Source organism: Rhodospirillales bacterium (assembly GCA_016699855.1).
Taxonomy (GTDB): Bacteria; Pseudomonadota; Alphaproteobacteria; order Reyranellales; family Reyranellaceae.
Genome location: CP064988.1, coordinates 2547333 through 2570226 on the forward strand (window position 1 = coordinate 2547333; position 22894 = coordinate 2570226).

Consider the following 22894-nt stretch of genomic DNA (forward strand, 5'->3'; position numbering starts at 1 on the left):
CACCACGGCGTCCATGCGGTCGAGGCGCGCCGCGACGACGGCCGTCGCGCGTCACCCTCCGATCAGGCGCCGGCGAGCCGCGCGGCGATCCGCTCCGCCAGCCGCGCCGCGACCTCCTCCTTGGTCATGGTCGGCCAATCCTCGACGCCCTTGGCCATGACGAGATGCACGGTGTTGCGGTCGCCGCCGAAGGTGCCGCTGGCGGGCGACACGTCGTTGGCGACGATCCAGTCGCAGCCTTTGCGCGCGCGCTTGGCGACGGCGTTGGCGGCGACGTTCTCGGTCTCGGCGGCGAAGCCGACGACGAGGCGCGGGCGGTCCGGTCCGGCGGCCGACAGCGTCGCCAGGATGTCCGGATTGGGCGTGAGCTCGAGCGCCGGCGGCGGCGCGCCGGGGCTCTTCTTGAGCTTGGCCGGCGCCGCGGCGCGCACCTTCCAGTCGGCGACGGCGGCGGCGCAGACCGCGACGTCGAGCGGCAGCGCCGCGCGGCAGGCGTCCATCATCTGGTCGGCAGAGTCGACGCGCACGACACGCGCGCCCGGCGGATCGGGCACGGTCACGGGCCCGGTGACGAGCGTGACGTCGGCGCCGAGCGCCGCCAGCGCGGCGGCGATGGCGTGGCCCTGCTTGCCGGAGGAATGGTTCGAGATGTAGCGCACCGGATCGATCGCCTCTCGCGTCGGCCCGCTGGTGACCAATGCGCGCTTGCCGATCAACGGCCGGTTCGAGAGCGGAATCGCCGGCGATTCGCGCGGGAACGTCCCCATCGCCTGCGGCGCCGGCAGCACGGGCCGCGATTCCGGCGCTTCCAGGCGCTGGCGGAAAATCGCCTCGATCGCCTCGACGATCTCCATCGGCTCGGACATGCGGCCGGGCCCGAACTCGTTGCACGCCATGGCGCCCTCGTTGGGGCCGACGAACAGCGCGCCGCGCGCGCGCAGCGTGGCGACGTTCGCCTGCGTGGCGGCGTGGGTCCACATGCGGACGTTCATCGCCGGCGCCGCCAGCACCGGCTTGTCGGTGGCCAGCAGCACGGTCGAGGCGAGATCGTCGGCCAGGCCGGCCGCCATCTTGGCCAGCAGATCGGCCGTGGCCGGAGCGACGACCAGCAGGTCGGCGTCGCGCGACAGCTGGATGTGGCCCATCTCGCTCTCGTCGGTGAGCGAGAACATGTCGGCGTAGACCTTGTCCTCGGTCAGCGCCTGCAGCGACAGCGGCGTCACGAATTTGGCGCCGGCCCCGGTCAGCACGCAGCGCACGGCGGCGCCGCGCTCGCGCAGGCGGCGGATCAGGTCATGGCATTTGAAGGCGGCGATGCCGCCGGCGACGATCAACAGGACGCGCTTGCCCGACAGCATCTTCCCCCCGATTCCGCCCGCCCGCACCGGGGCCTCGCGGAGCCGCCGGAATGATGGCGGATCGCGCCCCGGCGGCGCAAGCGCCGCGGGGATCAGCCCAGCCGGTTGCGATGGAAGGCGCCGGCCTTCATCACCACCAGGATATGGGCGCCCTGGTCCTGGAACAGCTCCAGCCGCGCCAGCGGATCGCCGTCGACCACGATCAGATCGGCGAAGGCGCCGGGTTCGACGACGCCCAGCTTCCCGTCCATCCGCAGGATGCGGGCGCCGACCAGCGTCGCCTGGCGCACGATCTCGATCGGCCGCAGCGCCTCGGCGCGGAGCAGGAATTCGCGGCTCTGCTCGATCTGCAGCGGCCCCAGCAGGTCGCTGCCGAAGCCGACCTTCACCCCGGCGCGCTTGCAGATCTCCAGCGAACGTAGCGCGCCGTCGAGCACGATGTCGTTCTTGGCCAGCATGTCGGCGGTCATGCCGAACTGGGCGGCGCGCTCCTTCATCGTGGAATAGGTGACGAGGTTGGCCACCATGAAGCCGCCCTTGGACGCGAGCAGCGCCGCCGACGCGTCGTCGATCAGATTGCCGTGCTCGATCGTGCGCACGCCGTTGGACACGGCCCGGGTGATCGCGTCGGGCGTGTAGGCGTGCGCCATGACGTAGCGTCCGAAATTGGCGGCCTCGTCGGTCGCCGCCGCGATCTCGGCCGGCGAGTACTGGAGCGAGTCGAGCGGATCGTAGGGCGAGGCGACGCCGCCCGAGCACATGATCTTCACCTGGTCGGCGCCCTGGCGCATCTGCTCGCGCACGGCGCCGCGCACCGCGTCGGCGCCGTCGGCGACGGCCATGCTGTAGACCAGCGCGTTGCAGCAGCCGCAGGGCGCGCCGCCGTCGGTGCGCCGGCGCGAATCGCTGTGGCCGCCGGTCGGGCCGATGGCGCGGCCGGAGATGAACAGACGCGGTCCCGGCAGCAGACCGGTGTCGACCGCCATCTTGATCCCCCAGTCGGCGCCGCCGGTGTCCCGCACGGTGGTGAAGCCGCGATCGATCATGCCGCGCATCAGGTCGGCGGCGCGCGCCGTCATCAGGGTCAGCGGAATCGCTTCCAGCGCGCGGATGTTCACTTCGCTGAGGAACACGTGGACGTGGCAGTCGATCAGGCCGGGCATCAGCGTGCGGCCGCCGCAATCGACGACGCGCGCGCCGGCGGCGCGGATCGGACGGTCGGAGACCTCCCGGATCATCCCGCCCTCGACCAGCACCTCGTGGCCGCCGCGCGCCTCGTCCCAGCGCGGATCGAGCAGCTCGAGGTTCCGGAACAGGATGGCGGACACGGACGGCCTCCGGGCGGTGGATCGCGGGCGGATCTCAGGCTATCGCGCGCCGGCGCGCGCGACCACCGCCGGGAACGCGGTCTGCCGCCGCCGCCGGCGATGGTCTAGTCTGGCGCGATGACGCGACGTCCCCGGAGAACCCCATGACCGCCGACGCCCTTCCCATCGCGGTGATCGGCGCCGGCGTCGTCGGCATGGCGACCGCGCGCGCCATCCAACGCTCCGGCCGGCCGGTGGTCGTGTTCGACGGCATCGATCCCGGCCGCAAGACGTCGTTCGGCAACGCCGGCTTCATCGCCATCGACCACGTGCTGCCGCTGGCGCGCCCGTCGGTGCTGAAGGGCGTGCCGCGGATGTTGTTCGACCGCGACGGCCCGCTGACCGTCCACCTGCCCCGCCTCCCGCGGCTGCTCCCGTGGATGGTGCGCTTCGCCAGGCCGCGGCGCGCGAGAGCGAGGTGCGCAAGGGCGTCGACGCGTTCGGCGCGCTGATGGCGGTGGCCAACGAGGCGTGGAAGAGCGAGATCCAGGCGTCGGGGCTCGGCGACCTGTTCCGCGGCAAGGGCGCGCTCTACGTCTACGAGACCGAGGCGGGCTTCGCCGGCGGCGCGCGCGAGCGCGAGCTGCAGACCGCCAAGGGCACCGTCATGGAGATCGTCGACGGCGACCGCGCGCGCGAGATCGCGCCCGGCCTGTCGCCGCACATCGTGAGGGGCGTCTACTACCCGCACGGCATGCACACGGTCAGCCCGTACCACGTCGTCACCGGCCTGGCCGACCGCTTCACGGCCGAGGGCGGGCGGATCGAGGAATCGCCCGTCACCGGCTTCGAAAGCGACGGCGACCGCGTCACGGCGGTGCGCACGCCGTCGGGCGCGACGGCGGTGGCCGGGGTCGCGATCTGCGCCGGCCGCGCCTCGGGCGATCTGACGCGCCATCTCGGCTTCCGCGCGCCGCTGGTCGCGGAGCGCGGCTACCACGTGATGCTGGAGCCGACCAACGTGCGCTTCGATCTGCCCGTGAGTCCGGCCGAGCGCGGCTTCTTCGTCACGCCCATGCGCGAGGGGCTACGCGTCGCCGGCACGGTCGAACTGGGCGCGCCGGACCGGCCGGAATCATGGCACCGCGCCGACCTGCTGGTGAAGCATCTCGAGGCGATCTTCCCCGGTATCGGCGGCGCCGAGACCAGCCGATGGATGGGCGAACGCCCGTCGCTGCCGGATTTCCGGCCGGCGATCGGCCCGGCGCCGCGCCACCGCAACGTCTGGTGCGGCTACGGCCATCAACATGTCGGACTGACGCTGGCGACGGCCACCGGCCGGCTGATCGTGCGGATGCTCGACGGCGAGGCGCTGCCGCCGGCGCTGGCGGGCTGCGATCCCGGCCGCTTCGGCTGAGGCGCGGCCCGGCGGACGAACCGGTTTCATCGCGACCGCGGCGGTCTATACTCCGCCCGATGGCCGCCGCCGAGGCGGCCCCGCAGGAGACCGCGATGGACGACCCCGCCGAGGAAGGCTTGGGATTCGCCGCCGACCACGACCGGCCGATCCCGTACATGCAACGGATCCGCGACTACTACGTGACGCTCGGCTACGGCAAGCCCTACCGCTGGGCCCACTACGCCGACGTCCCGTTCGAGCCGCTACGCAAGAAGCTGGCCGACAGCACGGTGGCGTTGATCACCACTGCCGCGCCGTACGATCCGGCCAAGGGCGACCAGGGGCCGGGCGCCGCCTACAACTCCGCCGCCAAGTTCTACAAGGTCTACTCGGGCGACACGGCGCAGGACCACGATCTGCGCATCTCGCACATCGGCTACGACCGGCTGCACACGACGGCGGCCGACAGCGGCACGTGGTTCCCGCTGCCGGCGATGCGCCGCGCCGCGGCGGCCGGGCGGATCGGCACGCTCGCCCGGCGCTTCCACGGCGCGCCGACCAACCGCAGCCACCGCACGACGATCGACGTCGACTGCGCGGAGCTGCTCAAGCGATGTCGCGAGGACGGGGTCGACGCGGCGGTCATCGTCGCGAATTGACCCGTCTGCCACCAGACCGTGAGTCTGGCCGCCCGCCACCTGGAACAGAACGGCATTCCGACCGTCGTGTTGGGATGCGCCAAGGATATCGTCGAGTACGTCGGCGTGCCGCGCTTCCTGTTCAGCGATTTTCCGCTGGGCAACGCGGCGGGCCGCCCGCACGATGTCGAATCGCAGGACCTGACGCTGGAGCTGGCGCTGCGCGTGCTGGAGACGGCGCCGGGCCCGCGCACGACCATGCAGTCGCCGCTGAAATGGCCCAAGGATCCGGCGTGGAAGCTCGATTTCTCCAACGTCGAGACCATGTCGGCGGAGGAGATCGCGCGCCGCCGCGCCGAGTTCGACCGCCAAAAGGAGATCGCCAAGGGCCTCCGCGTCGGCGCGCCGGCGCAATAGGATAGGACACGACCGACGGGTAGAGGAGTTCGGGGGACCGTAGCTTCGCGCTCACCGACAGTATGCTTGGATCGTTGGACACACGACCACCGAACTGGAAGGCAAATGAAATCTCGCTCCAACAAGTATTGCAATTACAATGACCTCAACAATGAGGCCGCCGTTGAAGGTCTGTTCGTTGAACGCCTCATACGCGATCTTGGATATGCAGATCATCAGATTAAGAGAAAAACGTCGATTGACGAACTTGTTACTGCGGCTGGCACGACCAAACGCGCCTACAAGCCCGACTACGTTCTATTTTTTGACGGCAAGCCAAGGATCGTAGTCGACGCAAAGTCTCCAACAACTGCAATCGATGATCACATTATGCAAGCCGCCTCGTATGCATTTATGTTGAATCAAAAATATCCCGGTGGGAATCCCGTCGTATTCTATGTGCTCACCAACGCCACACGGACAAAAGTATATCCTTGGGATCAACGCGAACCAATTTTAGATTTGTCGTTCGATGATTTCATAGATAATAACACGAAATTTGCACAGCTTAGAGAAGCTCTTTCAATTTCAGCTGTCGGCAGATCAAGCAGCGAGGATCCTCCGCCAGCTGCTCACGAATTCTTCCGCCGCTCAATTGACGAAGTGAATAGCGTGTTCGCATGGTGCCATCAGCACATCTACAAGAAGGGAAACATCTCCCAAGCGGCCGGATTCGAGGAGTTTGTCAAGGTAGTGTTTCTGAAGCTTCTGTCTGATCGCCGTGTCCGGGAGAAGTATCCATCCTTGATAGAAAAGGACAAATTCTCGATTCCGACATCCGACGTTCGTTTCTCAAGTGAGTGGATTCGTGAGCGATCTGAAGATCATCCCAATCCGCTCAGCGCGACGCAGTTTCGTGACCTTTTGAACACTATCGAGACCGAGATTCAAACCGGGAAACGAAAGAGAATCTTCCGGAAGGATGATGAAATCAATCTCAATCCGGAGATCATAAAGGGCGTCGTTGAGAAGTTAGAGCACATCTATCTTTTTGGAGTCGACGCAGATCTGAATGGCCGACTCTTCGAGACATTCCTGTCGGCGACGATGCGCGGCAAAGATCTTGGACAGTTCTTTACCCCCAGGAGTATCGTCAAGCTTGGAACAAAGCTGGCTGATATCCAAGTTTCTCGGGCTCGCACAGAGGTGGTGATCGACGGATGCTGTGGAACTGGCGGATTCTTAATCGATGCCCTAGCTGACATGTGGGCGAAAGTGGACGCCAACGGAACTTTATCTCAGGCGGACAAGCATGCGCTAAAACAAGAAATAGCAGTTCAGAAAATTTATGGGGTCGATATTGGTCGGGAACCAAATATGGCACGGTTGACGCGGATGAACATGTATCTTCACGGTGACGGTGGAAGCAGTATTTTCGAAGCAGATATACTCGATAAAGCGCTTGAAACACTGCCGAACGATTCTCCGGAAGTTCGGGCAGAGAAGTTGCAACTATCCAATAAGATCGCACAAGGTCCGTTTGTGGATGTTGTTCTCACTAACCCTCCTTTCGCAAAAGCGTACGGCCGCAGCACCGAGTCCGAACGGAGAATCTTGGACGCCTATGACATGGCGTCGGATTCCTCAAAGGGATCGCAGAAACCCCGGAATAGCCTTCGATCTGCGCTAATGTTCTTCGAGCGCTACTCCGAGATCCTGCGGGGGGGGGGGCGTCTCGTCACTGTTGTCGATGACGGAGTCCTGAGCGGAAGCGACTATGTATGGTTCAGAGATTTCATCCGAGCGCGCTTTTTAGTGAAGGGTATAGTTTCCCTGCCTGGAGATGCATTTCAGAGATCTCAAGCAAGAGTAAAGACATCAATTCTCATTCTTGAACGAAGGATACTGAACGCTCCCACTCAGCAGCAAGGTCCAGTTTTTGTTTACGCGTGCCGACACGTAGGCGTCGACGATCCTCAGCGTCGTCGCTCATTGCCGATCGATGCAGAGAATCGTCAGCTAGCCGCAGAGGAGATAAGGCGTGTCGCGGACTTGTTCTCGAGCTTCTCTGCGGGAAGGAGCGTACCACAGGAATTCGTGATTCCCGCCGAGAAGATTACGGATAGAATGGATGCGAAGTATTGCTGGAAGCGGCCTGGCCGCCGAGTATCGGAGTGGATCTCTGCTGGCATCCATACATCGCCTGTTTCTGAGATAGTCGAGCCAGTTCAGTTTGCCCCAGAGGATATAATCGAGACCTCCGAATCCGACGAGATTGTCAGATACCTAGTTGTCGAATACAGTGGTTTTGCGCGTGGTGGCGCTGAGATGGCAGCAAGCGCAACACAGTACCCGCAACTTTTCCGCGTTCACGCTGGCAATATTGTCGTGAGCCATATTAGTGCCCACTACGGCGCTGTAGCAGTCGTCCCGAATGAGCTCGATGGATGCGTCGTAACTAAAGAGGTGAGCGTTCTGCGTGCGCTCGGTGATTTAGATCCGCGTATAGCGTGGATTGTTTTGCGCTCTCCCGAAGTTCGAGCTGACATGTTGCTATCAGCATCTGGAGCCAATCGAACGCGCATCAACTGGCCAGAAATGAAGGACCTTCGCGTTCCGCTCCCGTCTCCGGCGCTTCGCACTAGTATTGTTTCTCAGCTGCTGGCAGCTGAAGAGCGAGAGAGAACCGCCGCGGCGGACCGACAAGCAGTAACCGAGCTGGTGTATCGAGAACTCACCTTGGAGTCCGCAGAGGCAAGCGAGATTCTAGACGCGTTCAAGCCGCCTAAGTAGAGCCGCGCGCGGCGCGGCGCAGTATGCCCGCGTTCCCGACAGACGCGCCATGCCGCGCCGGCGTGGCCGCCATCCCCCGCGCGGTTGACGGCGCCGGCACGCGGCCGGAACATCGCCGCGGAAAAAATGCGGGGGAGGAAGCGATGTCCGCTCTGCTGTGCGTCGGCACGGCCGGCATGTCGGTGTGGTTCAGCCGCGATCTCGGCGAGACGTGGACGCGGCCCTACATCGAGTCCGGCCTCTATCTCGAGGCCCGCGTCTGGGCGCTGTCGGCGCATCCCCAAAGGCCGGGCGAGGTGCTGGCCGGCACCGACAGCGGCGTCTACCGCTGGCGCGAGCGCGACAAGCGCTGGACCCATCTGCCCTCGCCGCTCGACGACCTCGACGTCTGGGCGCTGGTCCAGGCGCCGGACGATCCCGACCTGCTGATCGCCGGCACCCAGCCGGCCGGCTTCTACCGCTCGACCGACGGCGGCGCGACCTGGACCAAGGCGCTGTCGACGACGGCCGAGAGCTGCATCTTCGTCGGCAAGCCGCGGGTGACGCAGATCCTGTTCGATCCGGTCGACCGCGACACGCTCTGGGCCGGCGTCGAGATCGACGGCGTCCACCGCTCCACCGACCGCGGCAAGACCTGGACCAAGGTCGGCAAGGGGCTGACCTCGGACGACATCCATGGCGTGGCCGTGGTGCGCGACGGCGGCAAGCTGGTCTACGCCACCACCAACAAGGGGCTCCACGTCAGCGCCGACAACGGCGCCAACTGGGAGTTCCAGCCGCTCGACTCGCCCTGGCAGTACACGCGCACCGTCGTGCCGCGCGCCGACGACGACGCCACCGTGTTCCTGACCAACGGCAACGGACCGCCGGGCTCGACCGGCCGCCTGCTGCGCAGCCGCGACCACGGAAAGCACTGGGACGACGCGGGGCTGCCGGGCGAGCTGAACTCGACGCCGTGGACCATCGCCACCCATCCCTCCGATCCGAAGCTAATGTTCGTGTGCAGCAATCTCGGACAGATCTTCCGCTCGACCGACGGCGGCGAGTCATGGACGCGGCTGAAGCGCGAGTTCGGCGAGGTGCGCTCGACCGTGTGGCAGCCGCTGGCATGAACGACGTATCCATCCCTCCCGCGCCCGAGCTACGGGTCGCCGCCGACACCGTCGGCGTCGACCGCGCCCGTCTCGCCGACGCGATCGACTTCGCGCTGGCGCACGGCTCGCGCTGGCCGACCGCGCTGATCATGCCCGACGGGCGCTTCGCGCTGCCCTACGACGCCGGCGAGCGACCGCCGGACGACGCCGTGCTGGGGCCCGTCACGCCGCGCGGCGGGCCCGCCGGAGTGATCCTGAAGGGCGGCCGCGAGATCGCGTGCTGGGGCGATCCCGACCGGCCCGACATGACCTTCAGCATCGCCAAGAGCTATCTGGCGCTGCTCGCGGGACTTGCCATCGGTGACGGTCTGATCCGCTCGCTCGACGACCGCGCCGGCGACTACGCGCTGGACGACGGATTCACCGCGCCGCAGAACCGCGACATCACGTGGCGCCATCTGCTGCAGCAGACCAGCGAGTGGGAAGGCACGCTGTTCGACAAGGCCGACATGGTCGACCGCCACCGCAAGGTCGGCCTCACGGATCCCGACACGCCGAAGGGAAGCTTCCGCGCGCTGCGGCCTCCGGGCACGTTCTGGGAATACAACGACGTGCGCGTGAACCGCCTGTCGTTGTCGCTGATGCAGGTGTTCCGCGAACCGCTGCCGGCGGTGCTCAAGCGCCGGATCATGGATCCGATCGGCGCGTCGTCGAACTGGCGTTGGGACGGCTACCGCAACTCCACCGTGACCGTCGACGGCAGGCCGATGCTGTCGGTGCCCGGCGGCGGACACTGGGGCGGCGGCATCGTCATCGGCGCGCGCGACCACGCGCGGATCGGCCTGCTGGTGGCGCGCGACGGCACGCATGACGGCCGGCGCATCCTGCCGGACGGCTGGTGCGCGGAGCTGCGCAAGCCGTGCGCCATCGCGCCGTTCTACGGTCTGATGTGGTGGCTGAACACCAACCGCGGGCAGTTCAAGGCGGCGCCGGAGAGCAGCTTCTTCGCGCTGGGCTGGGGCTCGCACATCCTCTGGATCGACCCGGAGCACGATCTCGTCGTCGTCACCCGCTGGATCGACAAGGCCTCGGCCGGTGGCTTCATCGAGCGCGTCGTCGCCAGCGTCGCGGCCTGAGCCGCGCGGCGGCCGCACCGGAGTCCCCATGCCCTTGTCCGCGTACCGCGTCGTCGAGATCGGCGATCTTCCGGCGGCGTCCTACGCCGCGCGCCTGTTCGCCGATTTCGGCGCCGAGGTGGTCCGCGTCGAACCGCCCGAGGGCGCCGCCACGCGGTCGTTCCCACCGATGATCGACACCGGCGGCGGGCGGCGCGCCAGCGGCTGGTTCGCGTGGCTGAACTACGGCAAGAAGAGCGTCGCGCTGGACGCGTCGTCGCCGGACGGCGTGGCCGGTCTACGCGCTCTGGTCGCCGGCGCCGACGTGTTCATCGACTCGCGCCCGCCGGCGGCGCGCGGCGACATCGCCGACGATCCCGCGCTGGTCCGCGTCGATCTCGACTGGTTCGGCGCTTCCGGCCCCTACAAGGATTTCCACGCCACCGATTCGGTGTGCCGCGCGCTGGCCGGCTTCGTGCAGCTGATCGGCCCCGTCGAGGGCCCGCCGCTGACCTTGCCGGACTACCAGTCGGCGGTGACCGGCGGCCTGTCGGCGTTCATCCCCGCGATGGCGGCGCTGCATCGGCGCGCCGCCGGCGGCGCCGGGGCGCGCATCGCCACCAGCGTGCACGAGGCCACCATCGCGCTGGCCGAGTACCAGGCGACGGAGGCGTGGGCTCTGGGCGCGGCGCAGAAGCGCTGGGGCTTCAACCGCTTCACGCCGACCTATCCGATGGGCGTGTACCGCTGCAAGGAAGGCTGGATCGGCATCACCATCGTGACGCCGGCGCAGTGGAAGGCGTTCTGCGAGCTGATGGGCATGGAGGATCTGGCGCGGCATCCCGATCTGGTGATGGGGCCGGAGCGGCTGGCGCGCGCCGACATGCTGGAGGCGCGGTTCGTGCCGCGCTTCCTCGACCGCACGGCGGCGGCGTGGTTCGCCAGCGCGCTCGAGCTGCGTCTGCCCTTCGCGATCGTGCCGGACATGGGCGAGATGCTGGAACTGCCGGTTTTCCGCGAGCGCGACGCCATCGTGCCGATCACGGTCGGCGGCCGCGTGGTCGAGGCGCCGGGATCGCCGCTCCACCTCACCGCGACGCCACCGCGCTTCGGCGGCGCCGTGCCGGAGATCGGCGCGCACACCGGCGCCATTGTGCCGCGCATGCGGGCCGCCCCCCTGTCGACGACGGCCGTGCCGGACGGCGCCGGCCCGCTGCATGGATTGCGGATCGTCGATCTGTCGATGGGCTGGGCCGGCCCGATCTGCACCCGCAACCTCGCCGACCTCGGCGCCGACGTGATCAAGGTCGAGGCCTGCGGCTATCCCGACTGGTGGCGCGGCGTCGACAACCGGCCGGCCGTGGTCGAGCAACGGCTCTACGAGAAGAGCGCGCGCTTCAACGTCATGAACCGCGGCAAGCGCGCGATCACGCTCGATCTCACGGTGCCGGAGGGCGCGCGCCTGCTGAAGGCGCTCGTGGCCGGCGCCGACGCGGTGATCGAGAACTATTCCAGCGAGGTCCTGCCGAAGATGGGCCTCGACTACGCGAGGCTGCGCGAGGTCAATCCCTCCGTCGTCATGGTGTCGATGGCGGCGTTCGGCGCGTCCGGCGCGTGGCGGGAGTGCCGCGCCTACGGCTCGACCTTGGAGCAGGGTTCGGGCCTGCCCAGCGTCGGCGGCCGCGACGGCGATCCGCCGATGATGAACCATCTCGCCTACGGCGACGCGGTCGGCGGGCTGAACGCGGCCTCGGCCATGCTGGTGGCGCTGATGCACCGCCGCCGGACTGGAATCGGCCAGCACATCGACCTGTCGCAGGTGCAGTGCATGCTGCCCTACACGGCGGCCTGGGCGATCGAGCGGTCCGCGAACGGCCGCCTGCCGCCGCGCCGCGGCAACCGCCACCCCGCCTTCGCGCCGCACGGCGTGTTCGCCTGCGCCGGCGACGACGAATGGGTGCTGGCGACGGCGGTCGACGACGCGATGTGGACGCGGCTCTGCGCCGTCATCGGCCGCACCGATCTCGCCGGCGATCCGGCGCTGCGCACCGCCGAGGGAAGGCGCGCGCAGGAGGATCGCATCGAGCGGGCCGTCGGCGAGTGGACGCGGACGCGCGCGCCCGACGAGGCGATGGACGCGTTGCAGCGCGGCGGCGTGGCGGCCGGCGCGGTGCGGACGCCGCTCGATCTGATCGACGATCCGCATCTGCGGGCGCGCGGCTTCTGGCAGTGGATCGACCGTGCCTATGTCGGCTCGCATCCTCAGCCGTCGGCGCCCTACCGCTTCGACGCCGGGCCCGTGCCCGTGCGCGCGCCGGCCGCGACCTTGGGGCAGCACAACGCCGAGATTCTCGGCGGCATCCTCGGCCTGTCGGCGGCGGAGCTCGAGCGGCTGGAGCGCGACGGCGTCATCGGCACGGCGGCGCTGCCGCCGGCCCAGCGCAAGGCGCGCGCGGCGGCGGTCTGAGCGGACGCCGCGTCCCTACTTCAGCGGAAAACCGAGGCGGTTGATGGTGCCGCGCAGCCGGTCGCGGCCGTTCAGCGCCTTGATCGGCCCGAGGCGGCCGAGCACGCGGCCGCTCCAGTCGCTGGCCGCCATCTCGTTGCGCCGCGAGAACGCGGTCAGCGTCGCGTCGTAGCCCGCGCGCATGGCGCGCTCGCCGTCGGTGGTGTAGCGGCCGCGGTGCAGGATCGCGGCCTGCGGCAGGCGCGGCTTGACCTCGCCCCTTGCCTTGGGATCGGCGTAGCCGACGCACAGCCCGAACACCGCGAACACGCCCGGCGGCAGGCCGAGCAGCTTGGCGACGCGCTCCGGATCGTTGCGCATGGCGCCGATATAGACGGTCGACAGTCCCAGCGACTCGGCCGCCGCGACCGCGTTCTGCGCCGCCAGCGTGGCGTCGACGGCGGCGACGAGGAACGTCTCGAAATAGTCGACGCCCTCCAACGTGGCGCCCTCCTGGCCGGCGATGCGGGCGGCGCGCGACAGGTCGGCGAGCCACACCAGATAGATCGGGCATTGCTCGATGTGCTTCTGGCCGCCGGCGATCTCGGCGAGGATCTTGCGGTCGGCCGGATCCTCGACCAGCACCGCCGACCACGCTTGGAGGTTGGCGCTGGTGGCGGCCGACTGCGCCGCCGCCATCATCGTCTCGACCGTTCCGGCCGGCGGCGCGTCGGGCAGATAGCCGCGCACGGAGCGGTGCGACAGCAGCGAGGCGATGGTTTCGTTCCACGGCCCCGCCGCCGGCAGGGCGTCGGCGCCGTAGCGCGCGGCGAGCGAGTCGGTCTTGGCCGGCGTGCGGTCGGCGATCGAGTCCATGCGGGCGTCTCCGGCGGAGGGGGCGTTCGGGGCGGCGCAGACTACGGGCGCGCCGCGGTCGTGTTCAAGAGGCCGTCAGACGGTCGATGGCGGCCGCCAGCTCGTCGACGGTCGCCACCTCGACGTCCGGCAGCTCGCTCCAGCCGCGCGGGTCCTGCATCGCGTGGCGGCCGCAGCGGAAACGGATCGTGCGCATGCCGAGGTGGCGCGCCGGCACGATGTCGGCGTCGACGCGGTCGCCGACCATCACGCAGTCTGCGGGCGCCACGCCCAGCCGCCCGCACACCGCGAGCAACAGCCGCGTGTCGGGCTTGCGCGCGCCCAGCGCCGTGGTGCCGAGATCGCAGTCGAACAAGCCGGACATGCCCAGCCGTTCGAGCTTGCCGGTCAACGGGCCGGGCTGGTCGGGGACGGCGCCTAGACGCAGCCCGGTGGCGCGCAGCGAGCCGAGCAGCGCCGCCATGCCGGGCCGCGGATCGGCGAAGGCGTATTTGGACATCGCCTCGGTGAACAACGCCCAGGCGCGGTGCGCCGCGAATCGATCGCCGTTGCAGAGCTGCCAGACGACGGATTCATGGAGATCCGGAGCGTAGATCTCGATCGCGTGGGCGCAGGCCGCGATGTAGTCGCCGGGGGTGAACTCGTAGCCGGCGTGGCGCGCGGCCTCCGGCAGCAGACGGTCGACCGCGTTCTCGTGGGATTCCTCGGTGTCCAGCGGCCCGCCGACGTCGAACAGGATCGCGGCGACGGGCATCGACGGGAAGGCGCTCCGGGCGCGCCCTACTCCGCCGCCTTGGCGACGGTCGCGGGCGTGAACGCCGCCTTCTTGGCGAACAGCGCGTCGATCTCGGCCGGCGCGTAGCCGAACTGCTTGAGAATCTCGGCGCCGTGCTCGCCGATATGCGGCGCGTGGTTGAGATGGGCCGGCAGGTCGCGGGTCGGCGGCAAGCCGGGGATGTTGGCGACGGGCAGCCGCTTGCCGGTGCCCGACGGCTCGATCCAGTCGACCGCGCCGACCGCCGCGACGTGCGGATGCTTGAGGTAGTCGGCGTAGTTGTTGACGCGCTCGCAGAACACCTCCTTGGGCTGGAGGATCGCGATCCACTCCTCGGTGGTCTTGGCCGGCATCGCCTCGTTGAGCGCCTTGGTGATGACGGCGCCGTTGCGGATGCGGCCCTCGTGCGTCTGCAGCCGGGGATCGGCGCTGATATCCGGCCGTCCCACGAGGTCGAACAGCGCCTTGAAATGGTGCGGACGCATGGCGCTGAGCACGATGTGGCCGTCGGCTGTCTTGAACGTGCCGGCCGGCATATAGAGGGCGGGCGGCGCGCCGTCGCTCCACACGTACTCCATCAGCTTGGCGCCCTGGTAGGCGGCGGCGGCGGCCATGAGCGAAAGATCCAGCCGGCAGCCCTCGCCGAAGCGGAACTGGCGCATGATCGCGGTGCTCAGCGCGTTGAAGACGTAGAGGCCGGTGGTGACGTCGACAGCGATCATGCCCTGGCGGTGCGGCCAGCCCTCGGCCGTGCGGTTCATCACCATCATGCCGCTGAAGGCCTGGATCAGGCCGTCGACGGTCGGACGCTTGGCGTTGGGGCCGCTCTGGCCGAAGCCCGACACCGAGCCGTAGATCACCTTCGGATTGACCGCCTTGACGGCGTCGTAGCCCAGCCCGAGGCGCTCGATCACGCCCGGCCGGAAGCTCTCCATCACGACGTTGGCGGTGGCCGCGATCTTGCGGACCACGGCCAGACCGTCCGGCGACTTCAGGTCGATGGCGATCGAGCGCTTGCCGCGGTTGAAGGCGATGGAGTGGGCGCAATGATCGCCGACCGTCTCACCGAGCCCGCGGCCCCAGTCACCCTCGGGCGGCTCGATCTTGATGACGTCGGCGCCGTGCTGCGCCAGCAGCATGGTCGAATGCGGGCCGGCGACGCCCTGCGTCAGGTCGAGGACCGTGACGCCCGAAAAAGCCTGGTTGCCGCTCATGTTCCGTCCGTCGTTGCCGCGGTGCGTTTCCCGGGCGGACGATTGGCGATCGGACGGCCGCGCGCAAGCGGAACGTGGCAGGCCACCGGCATGGCGGCCATGCCGGGCGCGGCGCGTGCGGGCGTTACTTGCGGGTGGCGACGACCCGCAGCGTGTCGACGCGGCAACGCGAGAAAATCGCCTCGGAGACGCCGGTCTCGGTGCGCTGCGACACGTAGAGCTGGCCGCTCAGCACCTTGACCGCGAGCGACGCGTTGGCCGAGCCGCCCGTCTTGTCGGTGCAGCTGATGTAGAGTTCCATCACCCCGCCGCCGCGGTCGTTACGGTTGACGACGGCGCAGGTGGCCTCCGGCGTCCGCACGTCGCTCGACGACAGACTCAGCAATCCCGCCCCACCTTTGGCGCAGCCCGTCGCTGTGTCGCGCGTCCACGCCCCGGCCCATTCCTGGGCGAAACCGGAGGGAGGAAGCAGCGCGACCGTGAGCAAAGCGACGGCGCCCGTACCAGCGGAGCGGAAATTCACGCGAATAATCCTCGCAAAATAATGAGGTGACAATAACACGCGTCTTTTCAATGAGCAAGCTGAGAGTTCTACACTTTGACATTAATATGACGCGCGCTTGGCGGATATGCGGCTTCGACGCCTTCGGATTAGTGGCGGAATCGCGCTTTCGCGGCCATTTTTTGACGCTCTGGAGGGCTAGGACGCCGGATGCGCCCTCTTCGCCTCCCCTTCCGTAGCCGCGATGGTGGTGTCATTCTTTGGTCGCCCCCCTCTGGTTGGACCCGGATGAAGAATTTGCTTCTCGTCATGGCGCAGGCCGGCGCCGCGTTGTTCGCCTTGGTCGGCGCGCTCTCCATCCTCAACTACGCCTTCGGATGGCGAATCGGATTCAAGGGGTCGGTGGTGCCGCCGGATCCGGCGATCGCCGCCGTCTTCTTCGTGATCGCCGCCGCGCTGGGTTTCATCGTCTATCGCGCCGGGCGATCGCGGCCCGGCTGACGGCGCGGCCCTAGACCCGGTCGAGCGCCGCGATCACCGCGTCGCCCATGCCCGACGTCGCCAGGCGCGGCGCGCCGGGCGCCGCGATGTCGGCGGTGCGCCCGCCGTCCGCCAGCACCCGGTCGACGGCCCGCTCCAGCCGGGCCGCCTCCTCCGGCATCTCCAGCGTCTCGCGCAGGCACATCGCGAAGCTCAGGACCGCCGCCAGCGGGTTCGCGAGGCCTTTGCCGGCGATGTCGGGGGCGCTGCCGTGGATCGGCTCGTAGAGCGCGCGGCGGCGGCCGTCGGCGCCGCGGGCCGACAGCGAGGCCGACGGCAGCATGCCCAGCGAGCCGGTGATCATGGCGCCGCAATCGCTCAGCAGGTCGCCGAACAGATTGTCGGTCACGATCACGTCGAACTGCTTCGGCCAGCGGATCAACTGCATGGCGCAGTTGTCGGCCAGCATGTGGCGCAGCTCGACGTCGGCGAACTCCGCGTCGTGGACGCGCTGCACCACGCGGCGCCACATCGCGCCGGCCTCCATGACGTTGCCCTTGTCGACGGAATGCACGAGTCCGCGACGCCGCCGCGCCAGCTCGAAGGCGAAGCGCGCCACGCGCTCGACCTCGCGCGAGGTGTAGACGTGCGTGTTCACGCCGCGCTCGGTGCCGTCGGGCAGGGTCTCGACGCCGCGCGGCTCGCCGAAATAGACGCCGCCGGTCAGCTCGCGCACGAACACCAGGTCGACGCCCTCGACCACCTCGCGCTTCAGCGTCGAGGCGTCGAGCAGCCCGGGGTTGGCTTTCACCGGCCGCAGATTGGCGAACACGTCCAGCGTCTTGCGCATGCGCAGCAGGCCGCCCTTGCGCCGCTCCTCGGCCGGCACCTTGGTCTGCTGGTCGAGCGTGTCCATGGCGCCGAACAGAACCGCGTCGGCGGCCTCGATCTCGGCCGCCGTCTCGTCCGGCAGCATCGAGCCGTAGTGCTCCCACGACGCCAGTCCGTAGTGTCGCTGGCGCAGCTCGATCGGCAGGCCGCGCTTGTCGCGAAACCACTCCGCGACCCGGCGCGTCTCGGCCATCACCTCCGGCCCGATCCCGTCGCCCGGAAGGATCAGCAGGCGGAAGCTGTTGGTCGCGCGGCCCATGGTCGAGATCCCTCCGGTTCGAAACGGCGCGGATGATGCACCGCGCCCCGGCCGCGGGCCAACCGGATTCCCGATCCTATGCGTCCGCGACCGCGATGGCGCCGACACCGAACTCCCTCTCCGCCGCGCCGCCGGGGAGAGGGCATTCACGCCGCCATCGTAGATGTGTGACTCCGTTAGCGCGCGGCCGGGACGGAGAAGGCGCCGCCAGCGATCACAGAGGCATCGTCTCTCCGACCTTGGGCGTCCAGACGTCCTCGTCGGCGTAGCCCGCCGACAGCGCGGCGGCGCGGAACCGCACCGGCGGCTCGAACGGCGGCTCGGCCGACAGCACGATGGCGCCGTAGTGCATGCCCAGCACGCGGCGCGCGCCGATCATGCGGCCGATCCGGACCGCCTCCTCGGGCGTGGCGTGGGCGGCGGCGAACAGGTCGCGCGGCTCGTACGCGCCGATGCCGAGCAGCGCCAGATCGATCGGCGCGTGGCGCCCGCCGATCTCCTCGAACACCGGCCCCAGCGCGCTGTCGCCGCCGAAGAACACGGAGCGCTCCGGCGTCTTCAGCACGGCGCCGCACCACAGCGACTGGTTGGCGTCGAACAAGCCGCGGCCGGAGAAATGCACGACCGGCTCGGCGATGACGCGCAGCGGCGCCTTGGAGCCGTCGCCGACGCGGACCTCATGCCGCCAATCGACCTCGACCACGTCGGTGAAGCCCATCTCGTGCATGGCGCGGCCCAGCCCCAGCGGCACGATCGCCTTGATCGAGGCGCGGTCGCGCAGCGCCAGCAGCGCCCGCGTGTCGAGGTGGTCGTAGTGGTTGTGCGACAGGACCAGCGCGTCGATCGGCGGCAGCTCGTCGGCGCGCAGCGCCGGCGGCGTGAAGCGCCGCGGCCCGAAGCCGTCGACCGGCGAGGCGTGGTCCGACAGGAACGGATCGGTCAGCACGGTCCGTCCGCCCAGGCGCAGCAGGAACGCGGCGTGGCCCAGCCAGGTGACGGAATCGCGATGGGCGTGGCGGTTGAGCCCGGCGCGGACCACGCTCCTGGACAGCACGAAGCCTTCGGGCGCGGGCGGGCGGCGGTCGACGTGGCGGGTGCGCCAGAGGTACCGCAGCACCAGACCGAAATGGCCGGGCTTGCGCGGGCTGCCCGGCGGATTGCGGAAGCCCTTGGCCGTGTGGTGGGCGGGACGATCGGGCGGCGGCCCGTCCGGCGGCGACATGACGCTGGATATGGGGTGCGCGGCGGCACGGCGCCAGCCACAATGCGGTCATCCCACGACATCGAGACGCCGGAGCCCCCCCCGAATGCCCACGCTGGAAGACGCCGTCGCGCTGGCGGCGCAGGCCCATCGCGGCCAGGTCGACAAGGCCGGACAGCCGTACATCCTGCATCCCCTGCGGGTGATGCTGCGGGTCGCGGGCGACGACGCCCGCATGGCGGCGGTGCTGCACGACGTGGTCGAGGACACCGAATGGACGCCCGCCAGGCTGCGCGCCGCCGGCTACCCCGAGGCCGTGGTGCGCGCCGTCGAGCACCTCACCCGCGGCGCCGGCGAGACCTATCCCGAGTTCATCGCGCGGGCCGCCACCGACGCGGTGGCGCGCGAGGTCAAGCTCGCCGACCTCGCCGACAACATGGACGTCCGCCGGCTGGGCGAGGTGACCGCCAAGGACGAGGAGCGTCTCGCCCGCTACCGCGCGGCCTGGCGGCAGCTCACCGACGCGCCGCTGCCGTGCACAAGGTAGCGCCGTGCGCTATTGCGTGCGCGGCAGCTTGGCGCGCAGGGCGTAGAGCAGGTCGAGCGCGTCGCGCGGCGTGAGCTCGTCGGGGTTGGCGGCGGCCAGCGTCTTCTCGATCTCCGACTCCGCCGCCGGCCCGTGGCCGCGGCCGGCCGGACGCGGCGGCGCGGCGGCGAATAGCGGCAGATCGTCGGCCAGCCGCGCGGCGGCGCCGGATTGTTCGCCGGTCTCCAGCGCCGACAGCACCTCCTCGGCGCGCGCCACCACGGCGGACGGCAGGCCCGCCAGCTTGGCGACGTGGATGCCGTAGGACCGGTCGGCGGCGCCGGCGGCGACCTCGTGCAGGAACACCACCTCGCCCTGCCATTCCTTGACGCGCATCGTGTAGGGCTTGAGCGCGGCGAGGCGGCCGGCGAGCGCGCCCAGCTCGTGGTAGTGCGTCGCGAACAGCGCGCGGCAGCCATTGACCTCGTGCAGGTGTTCCAGCGTCGCCCAGGCGATCGAGAGACCATCGAAGGTCGAGGTGCCGCGGCCGATCTCGTCGAGGATCACGAGGCTGCGCGACGTCGCCTGGTTGAGGATCGCCGCCGTCTCGACCATCTCGACCATGAAGGTCGATCGTCCGCGCGCCAGATCGTCGGCGGCGCCGACCCGGCTGAACAGCCGGTCGACCGCGCCGATGCGCGCGGAGTCGGCCGGCACGTAGGCGCCGCTCTGCGCCAGGATCGCGATCAGCGCGTTCTGGCGCAGGAAGGTCGATTTGCCGGCCATGTTGGGGCCGGTCAGCAGCCACACGCGGCGGTCGGCGCCGAGGTCGCAATCGTTGGCGACGAAGCCCGACGCGCCGGCCCGGCGCAGCGCCGCCTCGACCACGGGATGGCGGCCGCCCTTGATGTCGAGATCGACGTCGTCGACCACCACCGGCCGCGTCCAGCGCTCGGCCACGGCGAGCTCGGCCAGCGCCGCGGCGACGTCGAGCTCGGCCAGCGCGCGGGCGGCCTCGGCGATGCGCGCGGCCGCGTCGAGCGCCACCTTGGCGAGATCGTCGAACAGCTTCAGCTCGAGCCGCAGCGCGGCGTCGGCGGCGCGGCCGATGCGGCCCTCCAGCTCGCCCAGCTCGACGGTGGCGTAGCGCGTCGCGCCGGCCATCGCCTGCCGGTGGGTGAAGCCGTGCGCCGCCGGATCGAAACGCGCGAGGTTCGCCTGCGAGATCTCGATGTGGTAGCCGACCACGTTGTTGTGGCGGATCTTCAAGGTCGCGATGCCGGTGGCGGCGCGGTACTTCGCCTCCAGCCCGGCGATCGTCTTGCGGCTGTCGTCGCGCAGCCCGCGCAGCTCGTCGAGCTCCGCCAGATGGCCCGGCCGGATGAAGCCGCCGTCGCGCGTCAGAAGCGGCAGCTCGTCCGACAGCGCCGCCGCCAGACGCTCGACCACCGCCTCGTGGCCGGACATCGCCGCGATCAGCGCCGGCAGCCGCGACGGCGGCGCCAGTCGGGCGCGCCGCGCGCCAGCGCCGCGGCGATCGCGCCGGCCTGCGCCAGCCCGTCGCGCAGCCCCGCGAGATCGCGCGGGCCCCCGCGTCCGACCGACAGGCGTTGCAGCGCGCGTTCGAGGTCGGGCACGCGCCGCAGGCCGTCGCGCAGCGCCTCGCGCAACGCCGGCGCCTCGGCCGCGAAGCGCAGCAGGTCGAGCCGCGCGTCGATCGCGGCGGGATCGGTCAGCGGCGCCGCCAACCGTTCCGCCAGCAGCCGCGCGCCGGGACCGGTCAGCGTCCGGTCGATGGTCGCCAGCAGGCTGCCGTCGCGCCGCCCGTCGAGCGATCGTGTCAGCTCCAGATTGCGCCGCGTCGCGGGGTCGATCTCCATCACGCCGCGCGCGCTCTCGCGGCGTGGCGGCGACAGCGCCGGCAGGCGGCCGGCCTGGGTCAGCGCCACGTAGTCGACCAGCGCGCCGCAGGCCGCGATCTCCGCCCGGCCGAAGCTGCCGAAGCCATCCAGCGCGGCGACGCCGAAGGCGTCCTGCAGCCGCTTGCGGGCGTTGTCGCTGTCGAAGCGGGCCGAGGGCAGCGGCGTGAGCGCGGCCTTCCAGTCCGCCACCGCTTCGCCGATCCCGTCGCGCGCCAGCAGCCGGTCGGGCAGCAGGATCTCGCCCGGCTCCAGCCGCGCCAGCGCCGCCGCCAGGGCGCCAGGCTCGACCGGCTGCGCCGAGAAGGCGCCGGTCGACAGGTCGAGCCACGCCAGCCCCAGGGCGCCCTGCGCCTCCGACACCGCCACCAGATAGTTGTGGGTGCGCGCGTCGAGCAGCGAATCCTCGGTCAGCGTGCCGGGCGTGATCACCCGCACCACGTCGCGGTTGACCACGGCCTTGCCGCCGGCGCGCCTGCGGGCCTCGGCCGGATCCTCGGTCTGCTCGCAGATCGCGACCTTGAAGCCCTTGCGGATCAGGCGCGACAGGTACGCTTCGTGGCTATGCGCCGGCACGCCGCACATCGGGATGTCGGCGCCGGCGTGCTGGCCGCGCTTAGTGAGCGCGATGTCGAGCGCCGCCGACGCCTTGACCGCGTCGTCGAAGAACATCTCGAAGAAATCGCCCATCCGGTAGAACAGCAGATGGTCGGGATGCCGCCGCTTGATCGCCAGGTACTGCGTCATCATCGGCGTCGACGCGACGCCGTCGCCGGCCGGGCGGAGATCGTCGCGCGGCGCGCTGGCGTGGGCGGGAGGGGTCACGTCGGGCACCGCCGACATCTAGCACGGACGCCCAAGGGCGGCCGCCACGCGCGGTGGCGACCTATCCCCAAGCGACGGGCGAGCGGCGGTGGCGCCGCCCCGTCAGGGCTTCTTCGCCGCGTAGGCGCCGCCGCTGGAGGCGGCGCGGACCTCGGCGGCGGTGCGCGCCTTGCGCAGGGCGGCCAGACGCAACGCCTCGTCGTCGAGCATGGCGCGGGCGTTCTTGAGCACCGCCGGCGCGTGCTGGACGGGGAATTTGACGGCGCCGTTCTCGTCCATGTGGATCAGCTCGCCCGGCGCCACGTCCATGCCGCCGACCGAGACCGGCACGTTGACGGCCTGCACCGCCATCTCGCCATGGCCCGCCGTGACACCGCCGAGCAGCATCTGGAAGTCCAGCCGGCGGATGGCGTCGACGTCGCGCGACGGGCCGTTCGACAGCATGCCGACGCAGCCCACCGCCTGCATCGAGGTCACCATGATCTCGCCCGCGAGACCCGCCTTGGCCATCAGCTCGGGCGGCCATTTCTGCTGGATCACGAGGATCGTCGGCTTGCGCATGGCGTCGAGCGCGTCGATCACGTCCATGAACGTCAGCCGGCCCTGGTAGTTGGGATCCGGCAGGCCGTAGACGCAGGTCACGGCGTAGCCGATGCGCGGTCCCATCTCGGGATAGACGCAGCGGATCGAGGTGTCGGTGTACCAGTTCTCGGTCCACGGGTTGTAGAGCCCGAGGCAGAGCGGGTTCTTCGGATAGGTCGCGACCACGTTGGTGATGGTCGGGGTGTCGATCTTGCGGAGTTCCGCGAAAAGCGTGTCGTCGGTCATCGGCGTTCCGTCTCCCGCGCGCCCCTCGCGCGCCCGGCCCGACCCTAGCCGG

Annotated in this window: 18 protein-coding genes and 1 pseudogene; 9 read left to right on the forward strand and 10 right to left on the reverse strand. The window is 69.6% G+C overall.

Annotation, left to right across the window (positions count from 1 at the left end):
* Window positions 1-62: 62 nt before the first annotated feature.
* Window positions 63-1358, reverse strand: a complete 1296-nt coding sequence (locus IPK81_12025) for a bifunctional phosphopantothenoylcysteine decarboxylase/phosphopantothenate synthase (protein QQS14805.1) — start codon at window positions 1356-1358, stop codon at window positions 63-65.
* 92 nt (window positions 1359-1450) lie between these two features.
* Entirely contained in the window at window positions 1451-2686 is a 1236-nt protein-coding gene (locus tag IPK81_12030) for an amidohydrolase family protein (GenBank protein QQS14806.1), read from the reverse strand.
* A 143-nt stretch (window positions 2687-2829) separates the two neighbouring features.
* On the opposite strand from IPK81_12030, the gene IPK81_12035 reads away from it, so the two are divergent.
* The 7 genes from IPK81_12035 to IPK81_12065 all read left to right on the forward strand — a co-directional run bounded on the left by IPK81_12035 (window position 2830) and on the right by IPK81_12065 (window position 12567).
* Window positions 2830-3177 carry an FAD-dependent oxidoreductase gene (locus IPK81_12035; protein ID QQS14807.1) on the forward strand — a complete coding sequence of 116 codons (348 nt, stop codon included), beginning with the start codon at window positions 2830-2832 and terminating at the stop codon, window positions 3175-3177.
* Window positions 3144-4082: an FAD-binding oxidoreductase gene (locus IPK81_12040; protein ID QQS14808.1), complete on the forward strand. Its 939-nt coding sequence runs from the start codon at window positions 3144-3146 to the stop codon at window positions 4080-4082. Before IPK81_12035 ends, IPK81_12040 begins: the two co-directional genes overlap by 34 nt.
* Window positions 4083-4177: 95 nt before the next feature.
* On the forward strand, window positions 4178-5119 hold the full coding sequence (locus IPK81_12045; GenBank protein QQS14809.1) for a glycine reductase: 942 nt from the start codon (window positions 4178-4180) through the stop codon (window positions 5117-5119).
* Between the two features lie 105 nt (window positions 5120-5224).
* Window positions 5225-7891 (forward strand): N-6 DNA methylase, encoded by a 2667-nt coding sequence (locus tag IPK81_12050; GenBank protein ID QQS14810.1) that lies wholly within the window; start codon window positions 5225-5227, stop codon window positions 7889-7891.
* A 143-nt stretch (window positions 7892-8034) separates the two neighbouring features.
* Complete coding sequence (locus tag IPK81_12055; GenBank protein ID QQS14811.1) at window positions 8035-9003, forward strand: hypothetical protein; 969 nt, start codon at window positions 8035-8037, stop codon at window positions 9001-9003.
* Window positions 9000-10121, forward strand: coding sequence for a serine hydrolase (locus tag IPK81_12060; GenBank protein ID QQS14812.1), 1122 nt, complete (start codon window positions 9000-9002; stop codon window positions 10119-10121). Before IPK81_12055 ends, IPK81_12060 begins: the two co-directional genes overlap by 4 nt.
* Window positions 10122-10149: 28 nt before the next feature.
* A complete protein-coding gene (locus tag IPK81_12065) occupies window positions 10150-12567 on the forward strand; it encodes a CoA transferase (protein ID QQS14813.1) in 2418 nt (805 codons plus the stop codon).
* A gap of 15 nt (window positions 12568-12582) precedes the next feature.
* On the opposite strand, the gene IPK81_12070 is transcribed toward IPK81_12065, so the two are convergent.
* The 4 genes from IPK81_12070 to IPK81_12085 all read right to left on the reverse strand — a co-directional run bounded on the left by IPK81_12070 (window position 12583) and on the right by IPK81_12085 (window position 15934).
* A complete protein-coding gene (locus IPK81_12070; protein QQS14814.1) occupies window positions 12583-13422 on the reverse strand; it encodes a nitroreductase family protein in 840 nt (279 codons plus the stop codon).
* A gap of 64 nt (window positions 13423-13486) precedes the next feature.
* Entirely contained in the window at window positions 13487-14176 is a 690-nt protein-coding gene (locus tag IPK81_12075) for an HAD-IA family hydrolase (protein QQS14815.1), read from the reverse strand.
* A gap of 26 nt (window positions 14177-14202) precedes the next feature.
* Window positions 14203-15411: a CoA transferase gene (locus IPK81_12080; protein QQS14816.1), complete on the reverse strand. Its 1209-nt coding sequence runs from the start codon at window positions 15409-15411 to the stop codon at window positions 14203-14205.
* Window positions 15412-15535: 124 nt separating this feature from the next.
* A complete protein-coding gene (locus IPK81_12085) occupies window positions 15536-15934 on the reverse strand; it encodes a hypothetical protein (protein QQS14817.1) in 399 nt (132 codons plus the stop codon).
* 267 nt (window positions 15935-16201) lie between these two features.
* Between IPK81_12085 and IPK81_12090 the strand changes: the two genes are divergently transcribed.
* Complete coding sequence (locus tag IPK81_12090) at window positions 16202-16414, forward strand: hypothetical protein (protein QQS14818.1); 213 nt, start codon at window positions 16202-16204, stop codon at window positions 16412-16414.
* 10 nt (window positions 16415-16424) lie between these two features.
* Here IPK81_12090 and leuB read toward each other — a convergent pair whose 3' ends face one another.
* Window positions 16425-17543 carry a 3-isopropylmalate dehydrogenase gene (gene leuB, locus IPK81_12095; protein ID QQS14819.1) on the reverse strand — a complete coding sequence of 373 codons (1119 nt, stop codon included), beginning with the start codon at window positions 17541-17543 and terminating at the stop codon, window positions 16425-16427.
* Between the two features lie 214 nt (window positions 17544-17757).
* Window positions 17758-18765, reverse strand: a complete 1008-nt coding sequence (locus IPK81_12100; GenBank protein QQS14820.1) for an MBL fold metallo-hydrolase — start codon at window positions 18763-18765, stop codon at window positions 17758-17760.
* A gap of 85 nt (window positions 18766-18850) precedes the next feature.
* Here IPK81_12100 and IPK81_12105 point away from each other — a divergent pair, with 85 nt between their 5' ends.
* Entirely contained in the window at window positions 18851-19291 is a 441-nt protein-coding gene (locus IPK81_12105; GenBank protein QQS14821.1) for an HD domain-containing protein, read from the forward strand.
* A 9-nt stretch (window positions 19292-19300) separates the two neighbouring features.
* Here IPK81_12105 and mutS read toward each other — a convergent pair.
* Window positions 19301-21939 (reverse strand): annotated as a pseudogene (gene mutS / locus IPK81_12110) (DNA mismatch repair protein MutS).
* A gap of 177 nt (window positions 21940-22116) precedes the next feature.
* A complete protein-coding gene (locus IPK81_12115; GenBank protein QQS14822.1) occupies window positions 22117-22842 on the reverse strand; it encodes an RraA family protein in 726 nt (241 codons plus the stop codon).
* Window positions 22843-22894 lie beyond the last annotated feature (52 nt).